At 40.1% G+C, this 17,116-nt stretch carries 16 protein-coding genes; 14 read left to right on the top strand and 2 right to left on the bottom strand.

The features are described 5' to 3' along the window. Nucleotides 1-1,032, bottom strand: a complete 1,032-nt coding sequence (locus tag GSQ84_RS24425; protein ID WP_158799994.1) for a sensor histidine kinase — start codon at nt 1,030-1,032, stop codon at nt 1-3. Nucleotides 1,033-1,258: 226 nt separating this feature from the next. On the opposite strand from GSQ84_RS24425, the gene GSQ84_RS24430 reads away from it, so the two are divergent. The 6 genes from GSQ84_RS24430 to GSQ84_RS24455 all read left to right on the top strand — a co-directional run bounded on the left by GSQ84_RS24430 (nt 1,259) and on the right by GSQ84_RS24455 (nt 8,050). Further along, nucleotides 1,259-3,697 (top strand): outer membrane beta-barrel family protein, encoded by a 2,439-nt coding sequence (locus GSQ84_RS24430; protein ID WP_158799995.1) that lies wholly within the window; start codon nt 1,259-1,261, stop codon nt 3,695-3,697. 63 nt (nt 3,698-3,760) lie between these two features. After that, nucleotides 3,761-4,012 carry a hypothetical protein gene (locus GSQ84_RS24435; protein ID WP_158799996.1) on the top strand — a complete coding sequence of 84 codons (252 nt, stop codon included), beginning with the start codon at nt 3,761-3,763 and terminating at the stop codon, nt 4,010-4,012. Between the two features lie 12 nt (nt 4,013-4,024). After that, nucleotides 4,025-5,398, top strand: a complete 1,374-nt coding sequence (locus tag GSQ84_RS24440; RefSeq protein WP_158799997.1) for an NAD-dependent succinate-semialdehyde dehydrogenase — start codon at nt 4,025-4,027, stop codon at nt 5,396-5,398. 361 nt (nt 5,399-5,759) lie between these two features. After that, entirely contained in the window at nt 5,760-6,533 is a 774-nt protein-coding gene (locus GSQ84_RS24445) for an ABC transporter permease (protein WP_158799998.1), read from the top strand. 3 nt (nt 6,534-6,536) lie between these two features. Next, nucleotides 6,537-7,316 carry an ABC transporter ATP-binding protein gene (locus GSQ84_RS24450; protein WP_158799999.1) on the top strand — a complete coding sequence of 260 codons (780 nt, stop codon included), beginning with the start codon at nt 6,537-6,539 and terminating at the stop codon, nt 7,314-7,316. A gap of 5 nt (nt 7,317-7,321) precedes the next feature. Then, complete coding sequence (locus GSQ84_RS24455) at nt 7,322-8,050, top strand: MlaD family protein (RefSeq protein ID WP_158800000.1); 729 nt, start codon at nt 7,322-7,324, stop codon at nt 8,048-8,050. Nucleotides 8,051-8,133: 83 nt separating this feature from the next. On the opposite strand, the gene GSQ84_RS24460 is transcribed toward GSQ84_RS24455, so the two are convergent. Further along, nucleotides 8,134-8,520 carry a DoxX family protein gene (locus tag GSQ84_RS24460; protein ID WP_158800001.1) on the bottom strand — a complete coding sequence of 129 codons (387 nt, stop codon included), beginning with the start codon at nt 8,518-8,520 and terminating at the stop codon, nt 8,134-8,136. A 315-nt stretch (nt 8,521-8,835) separates the two neighbouring features. Here GSQ84_RS24460 and GSQ84_RS24465 point away from each other — a divergent pair, with 315 nt between their 5' ends. Genes GSQ84_RS24465 through GSQ84_RS24500 form a run of 8 tightly spaced genes read left to right on the top strand, consistent with a single transcriptional unit; the run spans nt 8,836 to nt 17,047 of the window. Continuing rightward, nucleotides 8,836-9,798 (top strand): AAA family ATPase, encoded by a 963-nt coding sequence (locus GSQ84_RS24465; protein WP_371416436.1) that lies wholly within the window; start codon nt 8,836-8,838, stop codon nt 9,796-9,798. Nucleotides 9,799-9,821: 23 nt separating this feature from the next. Next, complete coding sequence (locus GSQ84_RS24470) at nt 9,822-10,703, top strand: DUF58 domain-containing protein (RefSeq protein WP_158800003.1); 882 nt, start codon at nt 9,822-9,824, stop codon at nt 10,701-10,703. Nucleotides 10,704-10,746: 43 nt separating this feature from the next. Continuing rightward, nucleotides 10,747-11,691, top strand: a complete 945-nt coding sequence (locus GSQ84_RS24475; protein ID WP_254070973.1) for a BatD family protein — start codon at nt 10,747-10,749, stop codon at nt 11,689-11,691. Beyond that, nucleotides 11,684-12,682 carry a VWA domain-containing protein gene (locus GSQ84_RS24480; RefSeq protein WP_216849025.1) on the top strand — a complete coding sequence of 333 codons (999 nt, stop codon included), beginning with the start codon at nt 11,684-11,686 and terminating at the stop codon, nt 12,680-12,682. The genes GSQ84_RS24475 and GSQ84_RS24480 overlap by 8 nt, the downstream gene beginning before the upstream one ends. A 4-nt stretch (nt 12,683-12,686) precedes the next feature. Next, nucleotides 12,687-13,727 carry a VWA domain-containing protein gene (locus GSQ84_RS24485; RefSeq protein WP_158800004.1) on the top strand — a complete coding sequence of 347 codons (1,041 nt, stop codon included), beginning with the start codon at nt 12,687-12,689 and terminating at the stop codon, nt 13,725-13,727. Further along, nucleotides 13,724-14,455 (top strand): tetratricopeptide repeat protein, encoded by a 732-nt coding sequence (locus tag GSQ84_RS24490; protein WP_158800005.1) that lies wholly within the window; start codon nt 13,724-13,726, stop codon nt 14,453-14,455. Before GSQ84_RS24485 ends, GSQ84_RS24490 begins: the two co-directional genes overlap by 4 nt. 20 nt (nt 14,456-14,475) lie before the next feature. Continuing rightward, nucleotides 14,476-16,284 carry a BatD family protein gene (locus GSQ84_RS24495; RefSeq protein ID WP_158800006.1) on the top strand — a complete coding sequence of 603 codons (1,809 nt, stop codon included), beginning with the start codon at nt 14,476-14,478 and terminating at the stop codon, nt 16,282-16,284. Beyond that, a complete protein-coding gene (locus GSQ84_RS24500; RefSeq protein ID WP_254070974.1) occupies nt 16,274-17,047 on the top strand; it encodes a tetratricopeptide repeat protein in 774 nt (257 codons plus the stop codon). Before GSQ84_RS24495 ends, GSQ84_RS24500 begins: the two co-directional genes overlap by 11 nt. Nucleotides 17,048-17,116: the final 69 nt, after the last annotated feature.

The following is a 17,116-nucleotide window of genomic DNA, read 5'->3' on the forward strand; positions in this document are numbered from 1 at the left end:
TTATTTTGTATTTAACTGCAGGTCTACGCTATACTCAATTTCTTTCTGCTGCAGGTTCATTAGATGTTCGCTGGGGTAGAGGAGGGCCAATCTTTTGTTTACGCTCACTAATCCAAAACCACTGCTTTTGTCAAGCAGGTTGTTTTTCTGTTCTTGTTTTTGATAACTATTTTTTATCGAGAACAGAATGGAGTTTCCCCAGACTTTCAATTTAATATCGACAAAAATCTGATCCTCCATGGTGTTTTTTGAATGTTTAAAAGCATTTTCAATAAATACGATCAGCAGCATCGGGGCTATTTTGATCTGGGTATCGGTAATATCTTCCAGATCTGTGGTCAGCACTAATCTGTCGCCAATACGTATCTTTTCAAACGCTATGTAATTATTAATATAAGCCATTTCATCCTTTAGCGGTACATACATTTCATTGGCTTCGTAAACAGAATAACGCAGTAGTTCTGCCAGTTTTAACAGAAGATCAGGGATTTTCTGGTGATCGGAAATAGATATGCCGTACAGATTGTTCAGTGTATTAAAAAGAAAATGAGGGCTTAATTGCGATTGCAATAAGTGAAGTTCACTTTTGCTATGCGCCGCTAAACTTTGTGCTTCCTGCAGCTGGTTTTGTGTAACCGTATGAATAACTTTTATCATTATGCCCAGCAAAAGGCAAAAGATGATCCATGGCAGGAAGAACAACAGGATGCGTTTATTCCCATGTAGATTACCTGTAATCAGAATACAAATGATGCAGATCGTCATCAAAGTAGTCATGATGAACACTTCTGGTTTTGGTAAAGATTTTAAGGTTGAAACCCAGAACTGTGAAAAATATCTTCCCGAAAAAATGCAAAGGATAAAACATACTGTTCCGGCAAATGATAAAGCGTCTACATCTTCTATCGCAGACTGTAAGTAGGTGTCTATTCCTATAAAAACCGGAATGCAGATCAACAGCGACAGCAGGAAGTAGAGGTAGCTCCCGAAGAAGCCGGTTAAAGGATTGTTTTTTAAAAGGTTAGTTATCATCTTTTTTTATTGGGTTAGCCGTAAATCTGGTAAATACAGCTGAGCAATTTGGTTCCTGTTGACGAACTGAAGGTAATCAGTGACGAAAGCCTTATTTCCGGTTTCCGACCTGTTCATCACCCAAAAACCTGGTTCTGTCCGCTGTTAGCCAAGGTACAACATATTTGTTTTTTTTGGCAGCGGAAACAGACAATATTCGCTTCATCATTAATTTAAATAACAACAGATGAAAGCAGGTATACTTTTCCTTTTTAGTTTATTCCTATTCCAGGCGGGTTTCGCACAGTCCAAATCAAACAGTATTTCATCAATCGTGAAAAACGATAGAAATGAAATGGTTAGTGGTGCAACTATACGTTTATTACAATTGAAAGATTCAGTATTGATCAGTTTAGTAAAAACCGATGAGACAGGAAAATATCACTTTGTACACATCAGTAATGGTACTTATTATATTACGGTAAAAGCACTGGGACAAAGGTTATTTCAAAGCAACCCTATTGAACTGGATGGAAAAAATTCTTTAGTTGAACTTCCTGCGATGATCTTGTCTGCTGATCAGCGAAATAATCTGGCTGAAGTCGTGATTCAAAGCAGAAAGCCGCTGATACAAATGGAAATGGATAAAACTGTTGTGAATGTAGATGCGATGATCAGCAGTACCACCAGCAATACACTGGAAGTACTGGCTAAAACCCCCGGGGTAACAGTAGGTGCGAATGGGGAAATTGGGTTAAGTGGCAGGACAGGGGTACTGGTACTGATTGACGGACGATCTACCTATATGTCGGGACAAGACCTGGCTGCTTACCTGAAATCCATTCCCGGATCACAGCTGGACAAGATTGAACTGATAGATAATCCTTCAGCAAAATATGATGCTGCCGGAAACGCTATTATTAATATCAAACTAAAGAAAAACAGGCAGGGCGGATTTACAGGCAGTCTTGCTACAGGTTATTCACAAGGAAAGTATGATCGCAGCAACAATTCCCTCAGCCTAAATTACAATTATAAAAAGATCAATGTTTTCGGGAACCTGGGTTATAGTTATGAAAAGACCTATGCGGATGATGATATGACCAGGAATTTTTTTAATGCTGAGGGTGCACCTGCATCTACTGTGACCTTACAAAATCGTCAGCAAAATAAAAATAATGCAGCAAATACCAACGTAGGAATGGATTATGCAGCCACCGCCCATACTACTTTTGGAATGCAGTTTAATTACAGTGAAAGCAGGAACAAGGGAAACTTCGGTTACAATAGCGCTAATTACAGCGGAGCTTTAGATAGTACAGGCAATGGAACTACAAAGACCACCAACAACAGGACGAATTATGGCGGTAATATCAATATGCTGCACCAGTTTGGTGATTCCGGAAAGGAGCTGTCGGCAGATCTGAATTACCTGAACTACAATAACACAAACGAACAATCGCTGCAGAATTTGATGAACCTGCCGGATGGTACATTAACCGGCAAAAATGATTTCTTATATCATTTGCCTTCAACCATCCATGTTTATACTTTCAAGGCAGATTATGTCCATCCGCTAAAAAACAAAGCAAAACTGGAAGCCGGTGTTAAATCAAGCTGGGTGAACAATGATAATCTGTCTGATTATTACAGGGTAGACGGTGCTGATCAGGGTATAGACAACGGGCAATCCAATCATTTTAAGTACAGTGAAAATATTAATGCAGCTTATCTGAATGCACAGAAAAGCTGGAATTACTTTAGCCTGCAGTTGGGCCTGCGTGCCGAGAATACCGTGTCTCATGGTGATCAGCTTGGAAATGCAACAGTTGCAGAGACCAGTTTTAAAAAGAATTATACGGGGTTTTTTCCTTCTTTGATGGCTAGTTACAAGCTGGATACTTTGGGTAAAAATACATTTAGCTTCGCCATCACCCGAAGGCTCTACCGTCCAGGTTATCTATTATTGAATGATTTTCTGGTGTACCGCGACCAGTATTCTTATACCTCTGGTAATTCTTTGTTAGGCCCTGAATATCAAAACCGTTATGAAATCAAGTATCAGTATAAACAACTATTAAGGATAGGATTCAGTTACAATAAATTCAGTAACCTGATCTTTCAGACTACCCAGGTGGTGGATAATATCTTTATTACCCAACCTGAAAATGTATCCGGGGGACATATATGGATGCTGAATACAGGGATGTCTTTAGCCCCGGAAAAATGGTGGAAACTCAATACCGATTTGATGCTTGCCAGGCTGGCAATAAAGGGGAGTATTTATGGGGTAAATTTAAATCCGCAGACGAGTTTAGCAAGGCTAAATTTATTGAACCAGTTTACTATCGGTCAATCCTGGAGCGCCGAACTGGGAGGGCATTTTGACAGTAAGGATCTAAACGGACAAACTTTTACTGGCAGCATGTATATTGTGAACGCTGGCATCCAAAAAAAGGTATTCAAAAATATGGGCAGTATCCGGTTAGCGGCAGATGATATTTTTCATTCCTGGGTATATCATAACCGTTCGGTTGATTTGCCGCAGGCGAATTATTTACAGACCACCAGATCTGATAGCCAAAGATTTTCCCTGGGTTTTACCTACCGTTTTGGTAAAGATACCTTCGCCAGCAAGAGCAAACATGAGAATGATGCACAGAGCGAAGAAAGGTCAAGAATGTAATATAATGGGGTTATTTAAAACCAGTATCCTATCCAATTGTTATATCAACCTAATTAAGATACCATGAAAGAGCAACAGAAAGAAGTAACTCCTAAAAGACCTGCAGAACCAGCAAGTGATGCCTTCCAGCCAAAAGGCCCGCGGGATGGCCTTGATAACACAGGAACCCAGGGTAAGGATTCTTTAAAGGATGACGGTTACACCGGATCTTCAACAAAGGATACCAGTGGCCATGAAGATGGTACAGTGAGTTCTTCGAAAGACTTCCCTGGTTCTCATGAAAGTGAAGATGAGAAAAACAACGAAACAAAATAGCGAATTTAATTTATGAGCATATTATCTGTAAATCCGTTAAACGGAGAAAAAGTAAAAGAATATAAAGAAGATACAGAACAGGAAATTAACACTAAAATAGAGCAGGTACATCAAACCTGGCTGACTTACCAGCATACTGATTATTCATCAAGGGCAAAACTGCTGTTAAAGGTGTCCGAACTGCTTACCCGAAGGAAAGAAGAACTAGCCAAATTGATGGCGCTGGAAATGGGGAAACCCTTTAAAGATGGCGTTGCAGAAGTATTAAAATGCGCTGCGGTATGTGAGTTCTATGCCGAAAAGGGCGAAGGTTTTTTGACCGATCAATCTATCGAGACCAAAGCAAGCAAAAGTTATGTGAGCTTTAGGCCAATAGGTGTAGTGCTAGCCATTATGCCCTGGAATTTTCCATTCTGGCAGGTGTTCCGGTTTATAGCACCGGCTTTAATGGCCGGGAATTGTGGGCTGTTAAAACATTCTTCGGGAGTTACAGGTTGTGCACTGGCGATAGAAGAGGTGATCAAAGATGCGGGTTTTGAAGGTGATGTGTTTAAAGCATTGATCTGCAGCAGTAAATCTATAGCTAAGGTGATTGAAAATCCTTTAGTGAAAGCAGTTACGATTACGGGAAGTACCAATGCAGGTAAAAAGGTAGCAGAACAGGCAGGAAGTTTAATAAAGAAAACTGTACTTGAACTGGGTGGTAGTGATCCTTATTTGGTGCTGGCAGATGCCGATCTGCCTTCAGCAGCTAAAATTTGTGCTGATGCGCGGTTAATTAATAATGGGCAGAGTTGTATTGCAGCCAAGCGTTTTATTGTGGTTAAAGAAGTGGAAGAAGAATTTACCCGGTTGTTTAAAGCAGAAATGGAACTTAAAACGACCGGCGATCCGCTAAAAGAAGGTAAAGACCTGGGGCCAATGGCGAGAGCTGATTTAAGGGACGAACTGCATCAGCAGGTGCTTAAATGTATTGAGCAGGGCGCTAATTGTATTTTAGGAGGTAAGATTCCTGAAGCTGAGGGTGAACATGCCTTTTATCAGCCAACTATTTTAACTGGCATTAAAAAAGGAATGCTGGTTTACGATGAGGAAATTTTTGGTCCTGTAGCGGCGATCATTACGGCAGAAAATTCTGACGATGCGGTAAGGATTGCAAATGATACTAATTTTGGATTGGGCGCCGCTGTTTTTACGCAAAATGCTGCACTAGCCGAAGATATTGCCAGGAACAAGTTAAATGCAGGATCATGTTTTGTTAATGAAGGGGTAAAATCAGATCAGGCGTTACCTTTTGGAGGGGTCAACCAGTCTGGTTATGGCCGTGAACTAGGGATGTTCGGTATCCATGAGTTTGTAAATATTAAAACTGTTTATATCAAATAGATATAGGTATTATGGAGCCGTTGTACGGTTAAAAATGGAGGTATCTTAAAGGTTCCTCCATTTTTATTTTTGAGGTTATCTGTTTTTTAACGCAGGAATAATATCCTTGTATTGATGTGTTATACAGGTTAATCTATGTCATATTCTTTAAAGCTCTAATTGACAGGCAGAAGAGTATTTGTGTTTTACAGGTTAAAACTTTTAAACAAAATAAATGTTGAATACAATTATTAATCGATATGGTTAATATTAGTTTGCTGATACTGGGTTGAAGCAATCACGATTTAACAATCAATTTGATGCGTTTAATCGATAACTACTTTAGATAAGCTTTTTTTCAAGACATAAATATCACGTTAAAATGAATATAGAAACGAATAAATTAGCTGTTAAAACCTGGCTGGAATCTGCAGGGGATACGTGTATTTTCTTTTATAAGTTTATGCGTAATACCTTCTCTATAGAATTCGAATGGTCGGAATTTGTACGTCAGTGTTATGAAATTGGCTATAAATCATTTACCCTGGTAGGAATTACTTCGTTTATTATGGGCACAGTGCTCATTATACAATTGCGGCCCACAATGGTTGATTTTGGTGCAGAAAGCATGCTGCCAAAAATTTTAACCGTTGCCATATTCCGTGAAATAGGCCCTGTGATTACCGGTATTATCTGTGCCGGGAAAATCGCCTCCGGCATAGGTGCCGAACTAGGCAGTATGAAAGTAACCGAGCAAATTGATTCTATGGAGGTTTCAGGTGCCAATCCAATGCAATATCTGGTGGCCACACGCATCATTGCCTGTTGTTTAATGCTGCCCTTGCTAACCATCCTTGGAAATCTGTTAAGCCTTTTAGGAGGTTATCTGGCCATGAATTTTACAGATAAGGTTAGCTTTTATCTGTATTTCAGTAAGTCTTTTAATTCTTTAACTTTTACAGATTACCTGCCAGCTATGCTTAAAACCGTATTATTTGGTTTTGCCATTGGTTTTGTAGGCTGTTACAAAGGGTACAACGCAAATCGCGGAACAGCAAGCGTAGGTATAGCTGCAAATTCTGCTGTAGTAACTGCTTCTCTCTGGATATTCTTTATTGACATTGTAGTTGTTCTGATCACTAACTTATTATTTTAATCGATGGAAGATATAAAAGTAAAAGAAGAGCGGTCTGCACCACAGGATACTCCCGCTGAAGCAGTAATTACGGTAAGTCATCTGAGTAAAAGTTTTGGTGATAAACAAGTATTAAAAGATATCAACCTCACTTTAAAAAAGGGAGAAAATATAGTGGTGATGGGCAAATCGGGCGAAGGGAAGTCCATTACGATACAGTGTATTGTAGGGATGCAGGAACCTGATTCGGGCTCTGTGAAGGTACTTGGAAAGGAAGTGCTCGAATTAAATGATGAGGAACTGAAAGAATTGAGAAAACGAATTGGCTTTTTGTTTCAGAGCGCCGCATTATATGATTCCATGAGTGTGAGGGATAATCTTTCCTTTCCGCTGACTAAAGTGCTGAAAATTAAAGACCAGAAAGAGATTGACCAGCGGATAGAGGAGATGCTGGATTCTGTTGGTCTTAGTGATGCCATAGATAAAATGCCTTCAGATTTGTCGGGGGGAATGCTCAAAAGAGTTGGCCTGGCGCGTACCCTGATCGTGAAACCGGAAATCATGTTATATGATGAACCTACTACAGGTCTTGACCCGATCACTGGCAGGGAGATCAGCCACCTGATTGTGGACATACAAAAGAAATATAAAACGTCTTCTATCATTATCACTCACGATCTGGAATGTGCAAAGATCACCGCCAACAGGATACTGGTGATGAGTGAAGGCGAATATATTGCTGAAGGCACTTATGACGAATTGCAGTCGTCAGACAATGAATTGGTAAAATCATTTTTTATTTAAATTTTATGAAATCTACATCTTCTCAAAAAATAAAAATTGGCCTGTTTAGTCTTTTAGGATTGGCAGCGCTGTTTATGGTGGTGTATTTTATTGGCAGCCAGAAGGGTGCCTTTAATGCTACCTATAGTGTGCATGGCACATTCAGTAATGTAAATGGTTTAGTGGAAGGTAATAATGTCCGCTTTGCGGGGATAAACGTGGGCGTAGTGAAAAGTATTGAAATTGTATCAGACAGTGCTGTACTGGTAACGCTTAAACTGAACAGTAAAGTAAAGAAGTTTATTAAAAAAGACTCCCGTATAGCCATCGGTAGTGACGGTTTGATGGGAGATAAGCTGGTCACTATAGGCCCCGGCGGCATTAAAAGCCATGAACAGGCCGAAGATGGTACTGCGTTAGCTACCGTAAACCCTGTAGATGGCGATAAGATCATGACTAAGATGTCTAAGGTATCAGATAATGCGGAACGGATCACAAATAGTCTTGCCCAGATGTTTGATAAGGTGAACAAAGGCAAAGGTACGTTAGGCAGACTGCTGAATAGTGATCAGTTGGCAGACAATCTGCAGAATACAATTAAATCAGCCAATAAAGCCGTAGGCAGTGTCCATAAAACTTCAGCTACTTTAAATGAAGATCTGAAAGCCGCCCAGCATAATTTTTTATTGAGGGGATACTTTAAAAAGAAAAAGCAGCAGAAGGCGGCCGATTCCCTGAAAAGAATAAAGAATTAACCTGTTCATGAAAAGGCTTCGCTATTGAGTTATAGCGAAGCTTTTTTCTTTGAATATTATTTTTAGATGGATGTCATATTTGGCTATTCATCAGTTGGATTTGACGGATGTAATTTGTGAAAGCTGATATAGGAGATGACCAGGATGACAAAAACCAGGATCGGGCTCCACCACATTCCTTTGATGCCATCTACCGCTAAAATTGCAATAAAAGCAGATATACAGTCAATGCCAAAGGCCACATAAGCCCATTCCTTTAACCGTACCGGAAAAAATGGAAGGATCAATATCAGTCCGCCAATAAATTTTCCAATACTCAATTCCCAGTGGAACCACATTGGTAAACCCAGATGTGCGGTTCCCTCCAAAGCCATTTTACTTTTGATGAAGAAAATTCCAGGTAAGATGAATAGGGCAAGTATAACTGTGCTAACCCAATAGACGATTTTAATTTCTTTTGTTTTTCTCATGATGTAAGAGGTTTAATTTGGTTATTTACGTAATCAAGATATGTAAAAATCTATTTCTGTCAAAAAAACAATAGGATTTAAATCGTGACGAAATCTGATTATGAGTAAGATCGGCTTCCCTTTTTCCTAATTTTAACACTTTTTAACATTTAAACCTTATATTTCTTTGGTACGAAAAGAATATACTGTTTAAGTTTGCCTATCTAATATATAAAACATTTAATGGAAGAATTGAAAAGTAATAATGAGCATCAATCATCAGATGCTGTGGCTGCTAATTCCTCGTATTCAACGGATATAAGAGCCATTAATGAAATGATCCAGCGTGAAAGCGCCTTTGTTGATCTGCTGAAAATGGAGATGGATAAGGTGATTGTAGGTCAGAAATACATGGTGGAGCGCTTACTTATCGGTTTGCTGGCGGATGGACATATCCTGCTTGAAGGTGTTCCTGGTTTAGCTAAAACGCTGGCCATCAATACGCTTTCTAAAGCTATTCAGGCAGATTTTAGCCGTATACAGTTTACACCGGATTTGCTGCCTGCCGATTTAGTGGGAACGATGATCTACAACCAGAAAAAGGAAGAATTCATTGTTAGACAGGGTCCTATTTTTTCTAATTTTATCCTGGCCGATGAGATCAACAGGGCGCCGGCAAAAGTACAGAGTGCTTTGCTGGAAGCCATGCAGGAACGTCAGGTAACCATAGGTGACCAAACTTTCCCTTTGCCTAACCCATTCCTCGTACTGGCTACTCAAAACCCGATTGAGCAGGAAGGAACCTATCCGTTGCCAGAGGCACAGGTAGACCGTTTTATGCTGAAAGTGGTGATTGGTTATCCAACTAAAGAGGATGAGAAAAAGATCATCAAGGCAAATATCTCTCCGGGAGGCATGTTAAAACCTAATCCTATTGTACACCCTGATGAGATTGTGAGGGCACGTAAGGTTGTAAGAGAGGTGTACATGGATGAAAAGATTGAGCAGTATATTATTGATATCGTTTTTGCCACCCGTTTTCCCGATCAGTATAAATTAGCCAATTACAAAAACCTGATCAGTTATGGTGCTTCACCAAGGGCAAGTATCAACCTGGCACTGGCTTCAAAAGCTTATGCGTTTATTAAACGCAGAGGTTATGTGATTCCGGAAGATGTGAGGGCAATCTGTCATGATGTACTCAGACACCGTATTGGCTTAACTTATGAAGCTGAAGCCGAAAATATGACTACTGAAGATATCATTACAGGAATCTTAAACGCAGTAGAAGTACCTTAATACATACTCTTTTAAACTATACGATGGCACGTGATACCAAAGAACTGTTAAAAAAAGTAAGAAAGATCGAGATTAAAACCCGCGGGTTAAGTAATCATATATTTTCAGGAGAATACCACTCTGCATTTAAAGGCAGGGGGATGGCTTTTAGCGAAGTCCGTGAATACCAGGTGGGGGATGAAATCAGGACCATCGACTGGAACGTGACGGCCCGTTTTAATCATCCATACGTGAAGGTGTTTGATGAAGAAAGGGAACTTACCGTGATGCTGCTGATGGATGTAAGCGGTTCTGGAAATTTTGGTACCGTAGGACAGCAGAAACAGGATTTGGCAACGGAATTATGTGCCGTACTGGCATTTTCTGCCATACAGAACAATGATAAGGTAGGCGTGATATTTTTTAGCGATAAGATGGAGAAGTTTATTCCGCCTAAAAAAGGAAGAAGCCATATCCTGATGATTATCAGGGAGCTGATTGATTTTAAACCTCAGCATAAAGGCACTGATGTGGCCGAAGCACTTCGGTATTTTACCCGCGCCATTAAAAAGAAATGCACTGCTTTTGTGATCTCTGATTTTATGAGCCCTTCGTTTGAGCATGAATTAAAACTGGCCAATAAAAAGCATGATGTGATTGCTTTAAGGTTGTATGATAAACATGAAGAAGAGTTCCCTGATCTGGGTTTGATTCCTCTAACGGATGAAGAATCAGGACAGCTGATGTGGGTAAATACGGGCGATAAAAAAGTAAGGGATGCGTTTAAAGCCGATGCACTGAAACGAAATTCTTTGTTAAAGGATGTTTTTAGTAAATCGGGTGTGGATACAACTTCCATAGGCACGCATGAGTCTTACGTAAAACCTTTAATGACATTGTTTAAAAAACGGGAGAATAAGCGTTGATTTTGATATGATAAATAAGTTTTTGAATTATACCCTGCTTTTAATGATATTTTTATCCTGCTTTGGTTTTAAAGCAGGGGCGCAAAATATACAGGTATTTGCCAAACTGGATCAAACTACCATCAGGATTGGCGACCAAACCAGGCTGCACCTTACGGTAGAACAGCCTGCAAAGGAACAGGTGAATTTCCCAAAGCTGGCCGATACGTTAACACACAAAATCCAGATTGTTGGCAGTGGTAAAGCAGATACAATTTATGCACAGAATGACCATAGCCGCATAACAGTTACACAAAGTTTTACTGTTACCAGTTTTGACGCCGGGGCTTATGTGATCCCGTCTTTTGCGTTTGGTAACAAGGCTGGTGTTTTAAAAACAAATGAACTGGTATTAACGGTACAGGCAGTTAAAGTTGATACCACAAAGTCCATTTATGATATTAAACAGCCTTTGGCTGTATCTTATTCATGGACGGATTGGTTGAGGGATAACTGGTACTGGGTAGTATTTCCGCTATTGGCTATTGTGCTGATTGTATGGGGAATCCTGTACGTTAGGAAACACCCTAAAAAGAAACCTGTTGTACAAGTTGTAAAGAAAATTATACCTGTTCATACCATTGCGTTGAACCAGCTTAAGGAGCTGAATGATAAGAAACTATGGCAGCAGAATGAGGTGAAGCAATATTATAGTGAATTGAGTGAGGTGATCCGTGAGTACCTGGAAAAAAGGTATGTGATCAAAACCCATGAAAAGACAACTGATGAAATTTTTGCTGCATTAAAACAAGCCGATATCACTGCAGAAAATAAAAATATGTTGCATCAGCTATTGGTACTTTCAGATCTGGTGAAATTTGCAAAGGAAAAACCATTGCCTGTGGAAAATGAGCAAAGTATGGAACATGCAGTCGATTTTGTGTTAAAAACACAGCCTGCAGAACGACCAGAAAAAAGAGAAGGAGGGCAGACCGGTGAACATGTTTAAAGGAATAGAATTTGCCAATCCGGGATTTTTCTGGCTGCTGATCTTTATCCCGCTGATGATAGCCTGGTATATCTGGAGGGCACAAAAACTTCAGGGAAGCCTGAGTATATCTGTGGTGAGGGGATTTTCAGTTTCACAAAAGAGCCTCTTGCCGAAATTGCGTCACCTGGGGATTATTTTAAGGTCGCTGGCACTGATTGCTATGATCATTGCATTGGCGCGGCCGCAATCGGCATTAAGCTGGCAGAACAGCACGACGGAAGGTATTGATATTGTAATTGCCTCAGATATTTCAGGCAGTATGCTGGCTGAAGATTTTCAGCCCAACAGGCTGGAAGCAGGGAAAAATATAGCGATTGATTTTATTAAGAACCGCCCTGATGATCGTATCGGCCTGGTGATCTTTAGCGGTGAAAGTTTTACGCAATGCCCTCTAACCATCGACCATGATGTGCTGATCAATCTGTTTAAGGATATCAAAAACGGAATGGTGAATGATGGTACGGCCATAGGTATGGGGCTGGCCACAGCGGTGAACCGATTGAAAGATAGTGAAGCGAAAAGTAAGGTGATTATATTACTGACCGACGGATCAAATAACGGAGGATCCATCCCGCCAATTACGGCGGCAGAAATTGCTAAACAGTTTAACATCAGAGTGTATACCGTAGGGATTGGAACCAAAGGTTTCGCACCCTATCCGGTACAAACGCCGGCCGGTGTGCAGTATCAGAAGATCCCTGTAGATGTGGACGAAGTAACGCTGAGTAAAATCGCCAATATCACCGGTGGTAAGTATTTCAGGGCTACAGATAATGAGAAATTAAAAAGTATTTATGAACAGATTGATAAACTGGAAAAAGCGAAGATTGATGTCACGTCATTTCACAAAAAGACAGAGTGCTTTCTGCCTTTTGCTGTGCTCGCTTTATTCTTTTTATTATCAGAGTTCATCGTAAGAAACACATTACTTAAAGGCGCTTTAACTTAATCAGATGCTAAAATTTGCACATATAGAATTTTTGTGGGGATTAGCTGCTGTCCCTTTCTTTATTATATTTTTCCTGATGGTAAGCAGATGGAAAAAGAAAGCAATGGCTTCCTTCGGCGATCAAAAGGTGGTGAATTTAATGATACCCCTGGTTTCGTTTTCAAGGCCATGGCTGAAGTTTATCCTGTTTATAGTAGCATACAGTTTGCTGATTGTTGGCACAGCCGACCCAAAGATTGGCTCAAAGCTAGAAGAGGTAAAACAGAAAGGTGCCGATTTAATGATCCTCTTAGATGTGTCGAACAGTATGCTGGCACAGGATATGGCACCTAACCGTCTGGAGAATGCCAAACGTGCGATCTCGCAATTGATCGATAACCTGCATAACGACAGGATCGGTATTGTTGTTTTTGCCGGAGAGGCTTATGTTCAGCTGCCTGTAACTACAGATTATTCTGCGGCCAAGCTGTTTTTAAATACGATTAATCCTAATATGGTGCCTACACAGGGTACGGCCATTGGTGCTGCTATAGATTTGGGAATGAAGTCTTTTGACTTTAGTAATGGTACGGGCAAGGCAATGATCATTATTACGGATGGTGAAAATCACGAGGATAATGCTGTCACTGCAGCAAAGAATGCGGCAGGTAAAGATGTAATGGTCAATGTAATTGGTATAGGCTCTGCTGAAGGTGCCCCGGTACCTATTTACCAAAACGGTAAGCAAGCGGGTTTCCATACGGATAGCCTTGGAAAAACTGTGGTTAGCAAAATGAATGAAGCAATGTGTAAGGAAATTGCTGCTGCGGGTAATGGCGCTTTTGTGGGGGCTACCAATGCAAACAGCGGATTGGATATTGTGATGGACCAGATCAGTAAGGTGCAAAGGAAAACATTCGATAATAAGTCGTTCAAGGAATTTGAAGATCGTTTCCAATTCTTTTTTGCTTTTGCCTTTTTGCTGTTAATTGTTGAATTTTTCCTTTCCAGCCGCAAAAGTATGCGGTTAAGTAAGGTGAAACTATTTGAAGTAAAATCATCATGAAACAGTTAATCATAATCACATTGTTTGTAATGCAGGGGTCGCTGCTTTTCGCACAGCAGGAGAAAGGCTATGTGAAAAAGGGAAATGACCTGTACCTGCAGAAAAAATATACAGAGGCCGAAGCGAGTTACCGTAAGGCTGTAGAAAAGAAGAAACAGAATGTTGCAGGTAATTTCAATTTAGGTGATGCCCTGTACAAGCAAAAGAAATTTGCCGAAGCGGGAGAGCAGTTTAATAAACTGGCAGAATCCCCGGCACAAAATAAGGCGGTAATGGCGCAGGCCTATCATAACCTGGGTAATTCGCTGGTAGAAAACAAAAAGCTGGAAGAGGGGATTGATGCTTATAAAAAAGCGCTGATCAATAATCCTAAGGATGACGAAACGCGCTATAACCTGGCCTATGCACAGGAAATGCTAAAGAAACAGCAGCAGCAAAATAAGAAGAACCAGCAGAACAGGAACAATAAAGATCAAAATAAAGACCAGAATAAGGATCAGCAGAAAAAAGAAGACAAGGATCAGAACAAGGATAAAAAAGACCCGTCTAAACCCGATCCAAATAAAAAAGACGACCAGAAGGGGCAGCAGCCTGATCCTTCCAAGCTATCGAAGGAAGATGCCGAAAGAATGCTGGATGCTTTGAATAATGATGAAAAGCAAACCCAGGATAAGTTGAAGAACAAGAAGTTTAAAGGAGAAAAAACACGAATCTCCAAAGATTGGTAAACAGAACTATGTTTAAAATAATGAAGACGAAGTATTATATCCTGGCAGTTTTACTGTTTTGTGCAAATTGTTTATTTGCGCAGGATATAAAATTTGTGGCATCTGTGAGTAAAAACGAAGTGGGCACGGGTGAACAGTTTGAGCTTACTTTTTCGGTAAATGGTAATGGCGATCATTTTTCACCACCTAATTTAAGTAGGTTTGTGGTTTTATCAGGACCCAATCAATCTACCAGTATGACGTCCATCAATGGAAACACTACGGTAAGTAATTCCATCAGTTATGTGCTGATGGCCGCAAAGGAAGGGGATTACATCATCGGCCCTGCTTTTGTGATTGTTAACGGCAGTCGTCTGGCTACCAATGGCATCAGGCTTAAAGTGGTAAAAGGACAACCTGTACAGCAGCAGAATAACCAGGGTCAAAGTACACAGGATAACAGTGTAATGGAAGGTAACACAGCTGATATCTCCAAATCATTGTTTCTGAGAGCTGCAACAAATAAAACAACAGTATACCAGGGAGAACAACTGAGCCTGAACTACCGGTTATATACACGTGTTGGCATTGTAGACAGCCGCGTAGATAAACTGCCTGATCTGAATGGTTTTTATAATGAAGATGTTAAAACCCCACAGCAGCAACGGGTGCAATGGCGTACAGAAACCTACAAAGGGTCAAAGTATAATGTTGCAGATGTAAAACAAACCATCTTATTTGCCGAGCATTCTGGTAATATCAAAATTGATCCTTTTGAAATGACTTTTATTGCCAGGCTGGCAGCACCTTCCAGGGATATCATGGACCAGTTTTTTGGCGATTATAAGGATGTAAAATACCAGGCTAAAAGTATTCCCTTGGTGATTCATGTAAAGCCGCTGCCTGAAGCCGGAAAGCCTGCAGGTTTTGCTGGCGCAGTAGGTCATTTTACTATAGAGACCACAGTGGATAAAACAGAGCTGAAAGCCAATGAATCTTTAAACTATCAGATTAAGATTTCTGGTTCCGGCAATATAAAGTTGCTGAAAGCGCTGACCGTTAATTTTCCGCCCGACTTTGAAAAATACGATCCAAAAGTAACAGATACGGTAACGGAAAATGAAAATGGGGTAACAGGCAGCAGGATCTATAATTACTTATTGATTCCGAGACATCAGGGAAATTATACCATAGACCCGGTTCAGTTCTCTTACTTTAATCCTGTTACACAAAAGTACGTGAGCGTGTCGTCGAAATCATTTCAGGTTAAAGTGAACAAAGGTTTAGCGGAGAAAAACGTAACCTCTCTAGCTGCAGATAACCAGCGTGATGTTAAATTATTAGCTAAAGATATCAGGTATATTAAAACTGGTCGCGCAGATTTGAGCACAGCTGGCGACCCTTTTTATGGATCGGTTTGGTATGTGCTGCTGCTTGCTGCAGGTCCTCTTTTATGTGTTGCGGCTTTTGTTTACCGTAACTGGAACCGGAAGAACAACAGCGATGTAGTTAAGGTTAAAAACAGAAGGGCTGGTAAAGAGGCGGCGAAACACCTGGCCAATGCAGAAAAACAGCTGGCCTCGAAAAATACAAAAGAGTTTTATGATGCCATTTTTAAAGGCATGTATGGGTATTTAAGTGATAAACTCAATCTTTCAGCAGCGGATTTAAATAAGGAGACCATTGCTTCGAACTTGAAATTAAGGGCTGTGAATGATCAGTTAATCAGCAAATTGCTCGATACGCTCGATCTTTGCGAAATGGGTAGGTATGCACCAGTAACCCTGTCAGAACAAGAAGTGTTTGAAAAAGCGAAAAGTATAATCAATGAGATTGAAAATGAAATTTAATCACTTAAAGCAGCTGTTATACCTGTTGATAGGCATTGTGCTGCCATTGTTGTCATTTGGTAATGAGCAATCGGACGTTTTATTTGCAAAAGGCAATGCATTTTATGCAAAAGCCCAGTATAAAAAAGCGTTAGGTGTTTATCAGGGAATATTACAGGACGACCAGCAGTCGGCTGCAGTATATTTTAATATGGGCAATGCCAACTATAAGCTGGGGGATATTCCATCGGCTTTGCTGTATTATGAAAAGGCAAACCGGCTTAGTCCTGGTGATGAAGACATTAATTTTAACCTGAAGTTAGCGGGGTTAAAAACGGTGGATAAAATTGATGAAGTACCTCAGTTTTTTATGAGCAGGTGGTGGACTGATTTTATTTTAAGTTTTTCTGCAGCTACATTTTCTGTGTTCAGTATTGTATTTATATTATTGGGATCTGCCTTTTTGATCCTTTACTTTTTTTCTGCTGTAAAAGCTGTAAAAAAGTTTTCCTTTTATTTTTCTGTGCTGTTGTTCTTTTTGGGATTAGTAACGGTTTTTATCACCAGCAGTCAGGTAGCTTATTTTAAAGCAAACCGGCAGGCTATTGTATTTAGTAGTCCTGTGAATGTGAAAAGTGAACCGGCAGAAAGGGCTAAACTGTTATTTGTAATCCATGACGGAACTAAAGTAAATATTTTAGCGCGTAATAACGGCTGGATGAAGATCAGCCTGGCTAACGGCAATGTAGGCTGGGTTAAAGGGGTCGAACTCAAAGAAATATAAAAGATTATTTGAGGGTGATTCAAACCTGAGCAGATGTTTTGATAAATTGATTTAGTATTATTTTTGTAT

The sequence above is a fragment of the Pedobacter sp. L105 genome (assembly GCF_009765875.1).
In the GTDB taxonomy this organism is placed as follows: Bacteria; Bacteroidota; Bacteroidia; order Sphingobacteriales; family Sphingobacteriaceae; genus Pedobacter.

Coding starts and splice junctions, on each gene's coding strand:
- GSQ84_RS24425 (WP_158799994.1), bottom strand. CDS start 1,032: ATGATAACTAACCTTTTAAAAAACAATCCTTTAACCGGCTTCTTCGGG.
- GSQ84_RS24430 (WP_158799995.1), top strand. CDS start 1,259: ATGAAAGCAGGTATACTTTTCCTTTTTAGTTTATTCCTATTCCAGGCG.
- GSQ84_RS24435 (WP_158799996.1), top strand. CDS start 3,761: ATGAAAGAGCAACAGAAAGAAGTAACTCCTAAAAGACCTGCAGAACCA.
- GSQ84_RS24440 (WP_158799997.1), top strand. CDS start 4,025: ATGAGCATATTATCTGTAAATCCGTTAAACGGAGAAAAAGTAAAAGAA.
- GSQ84_RS24445 (WP_158799998.1), top strand. CDS start 5,760: ATGAATATAGAAACGAATAAATTAGCTGTTAAAACCTGGCTGGAATCT.
- GSQ84_RS24450 (WP_158799999.1), top strand. CDS start 6,537: ATGGAAGATATAAAAGTAAAAGAAGAGCGGTCTGCACCACAGGATACT.
- GSQ84_RS24455 (WP_158800000.1), top strand. CDS start 7,322: ATGAAATCTACATCTTCTCAAAAAATAAAAATTGGCCTGTTTAGTCTT.
- GSQ84_RS24460 (WP_158800001.1), bottom strand. CDS start 8,520: ATGAGAAAAACAAAAGAAATTAAAATCGTCTATTGGGTTAGCACAGTT.
- GSQ84_RS24465 (WP_371416436.1), top strand. CDS start 8,836: ATGATCCAGCGTGAAAGCGCCTTTGTTGATCTGCTGAAAATGGAGATG.
- GSQ84_RS24470 (WP_158800003.1), top strand. CDS start 9,822: ATGGCACGTGATACCAAAGAACTGTTAAAAAAAGTAAGAAAGATCGAG.
- GSQ84_RS24475 (WP_254070973.1), top strand. CDS start 10,747: ATGATATTTTTATCCTGCTTTGGTTTTAAAGCAGGGGCGCAAAATATA.
- GSQ84_RS24480 (WP_216849025.1), top strand. CDS start 11,684: ATGTTTAAAGGAATAGAATTTGCCAATCCGGGATTTTTCTGGCTGCTG.
- GSQ84_RS24485 (WP_158800004.1), top strand. CDS start 12,687: ATGCTAAAATTTGCACATATAGAATTTTTGTGGGGATTAGCTGCTGTC.
- GSQ84_RS24490 (WP_158800005.1), top strand. CDS start 13,724: ATGAAACAGTTAATCATAATCACATTGTTTGTAATGCAGGGGTCGCTG.
- GSQ84_RS24495 (WP_158800006.1), top strand. CDS start 14,476: ATGAAGACGAAGTATTATATCCTGGCAGTTTTACTGTTTTGTGCAAAT.
- GSQ84_RS24500 (WP_254070974.1), top strand. CDS start 16,274: ATGAAATTTAATCACTTAAAGCAGCTGTTATACCTGTTGATAGGCATT.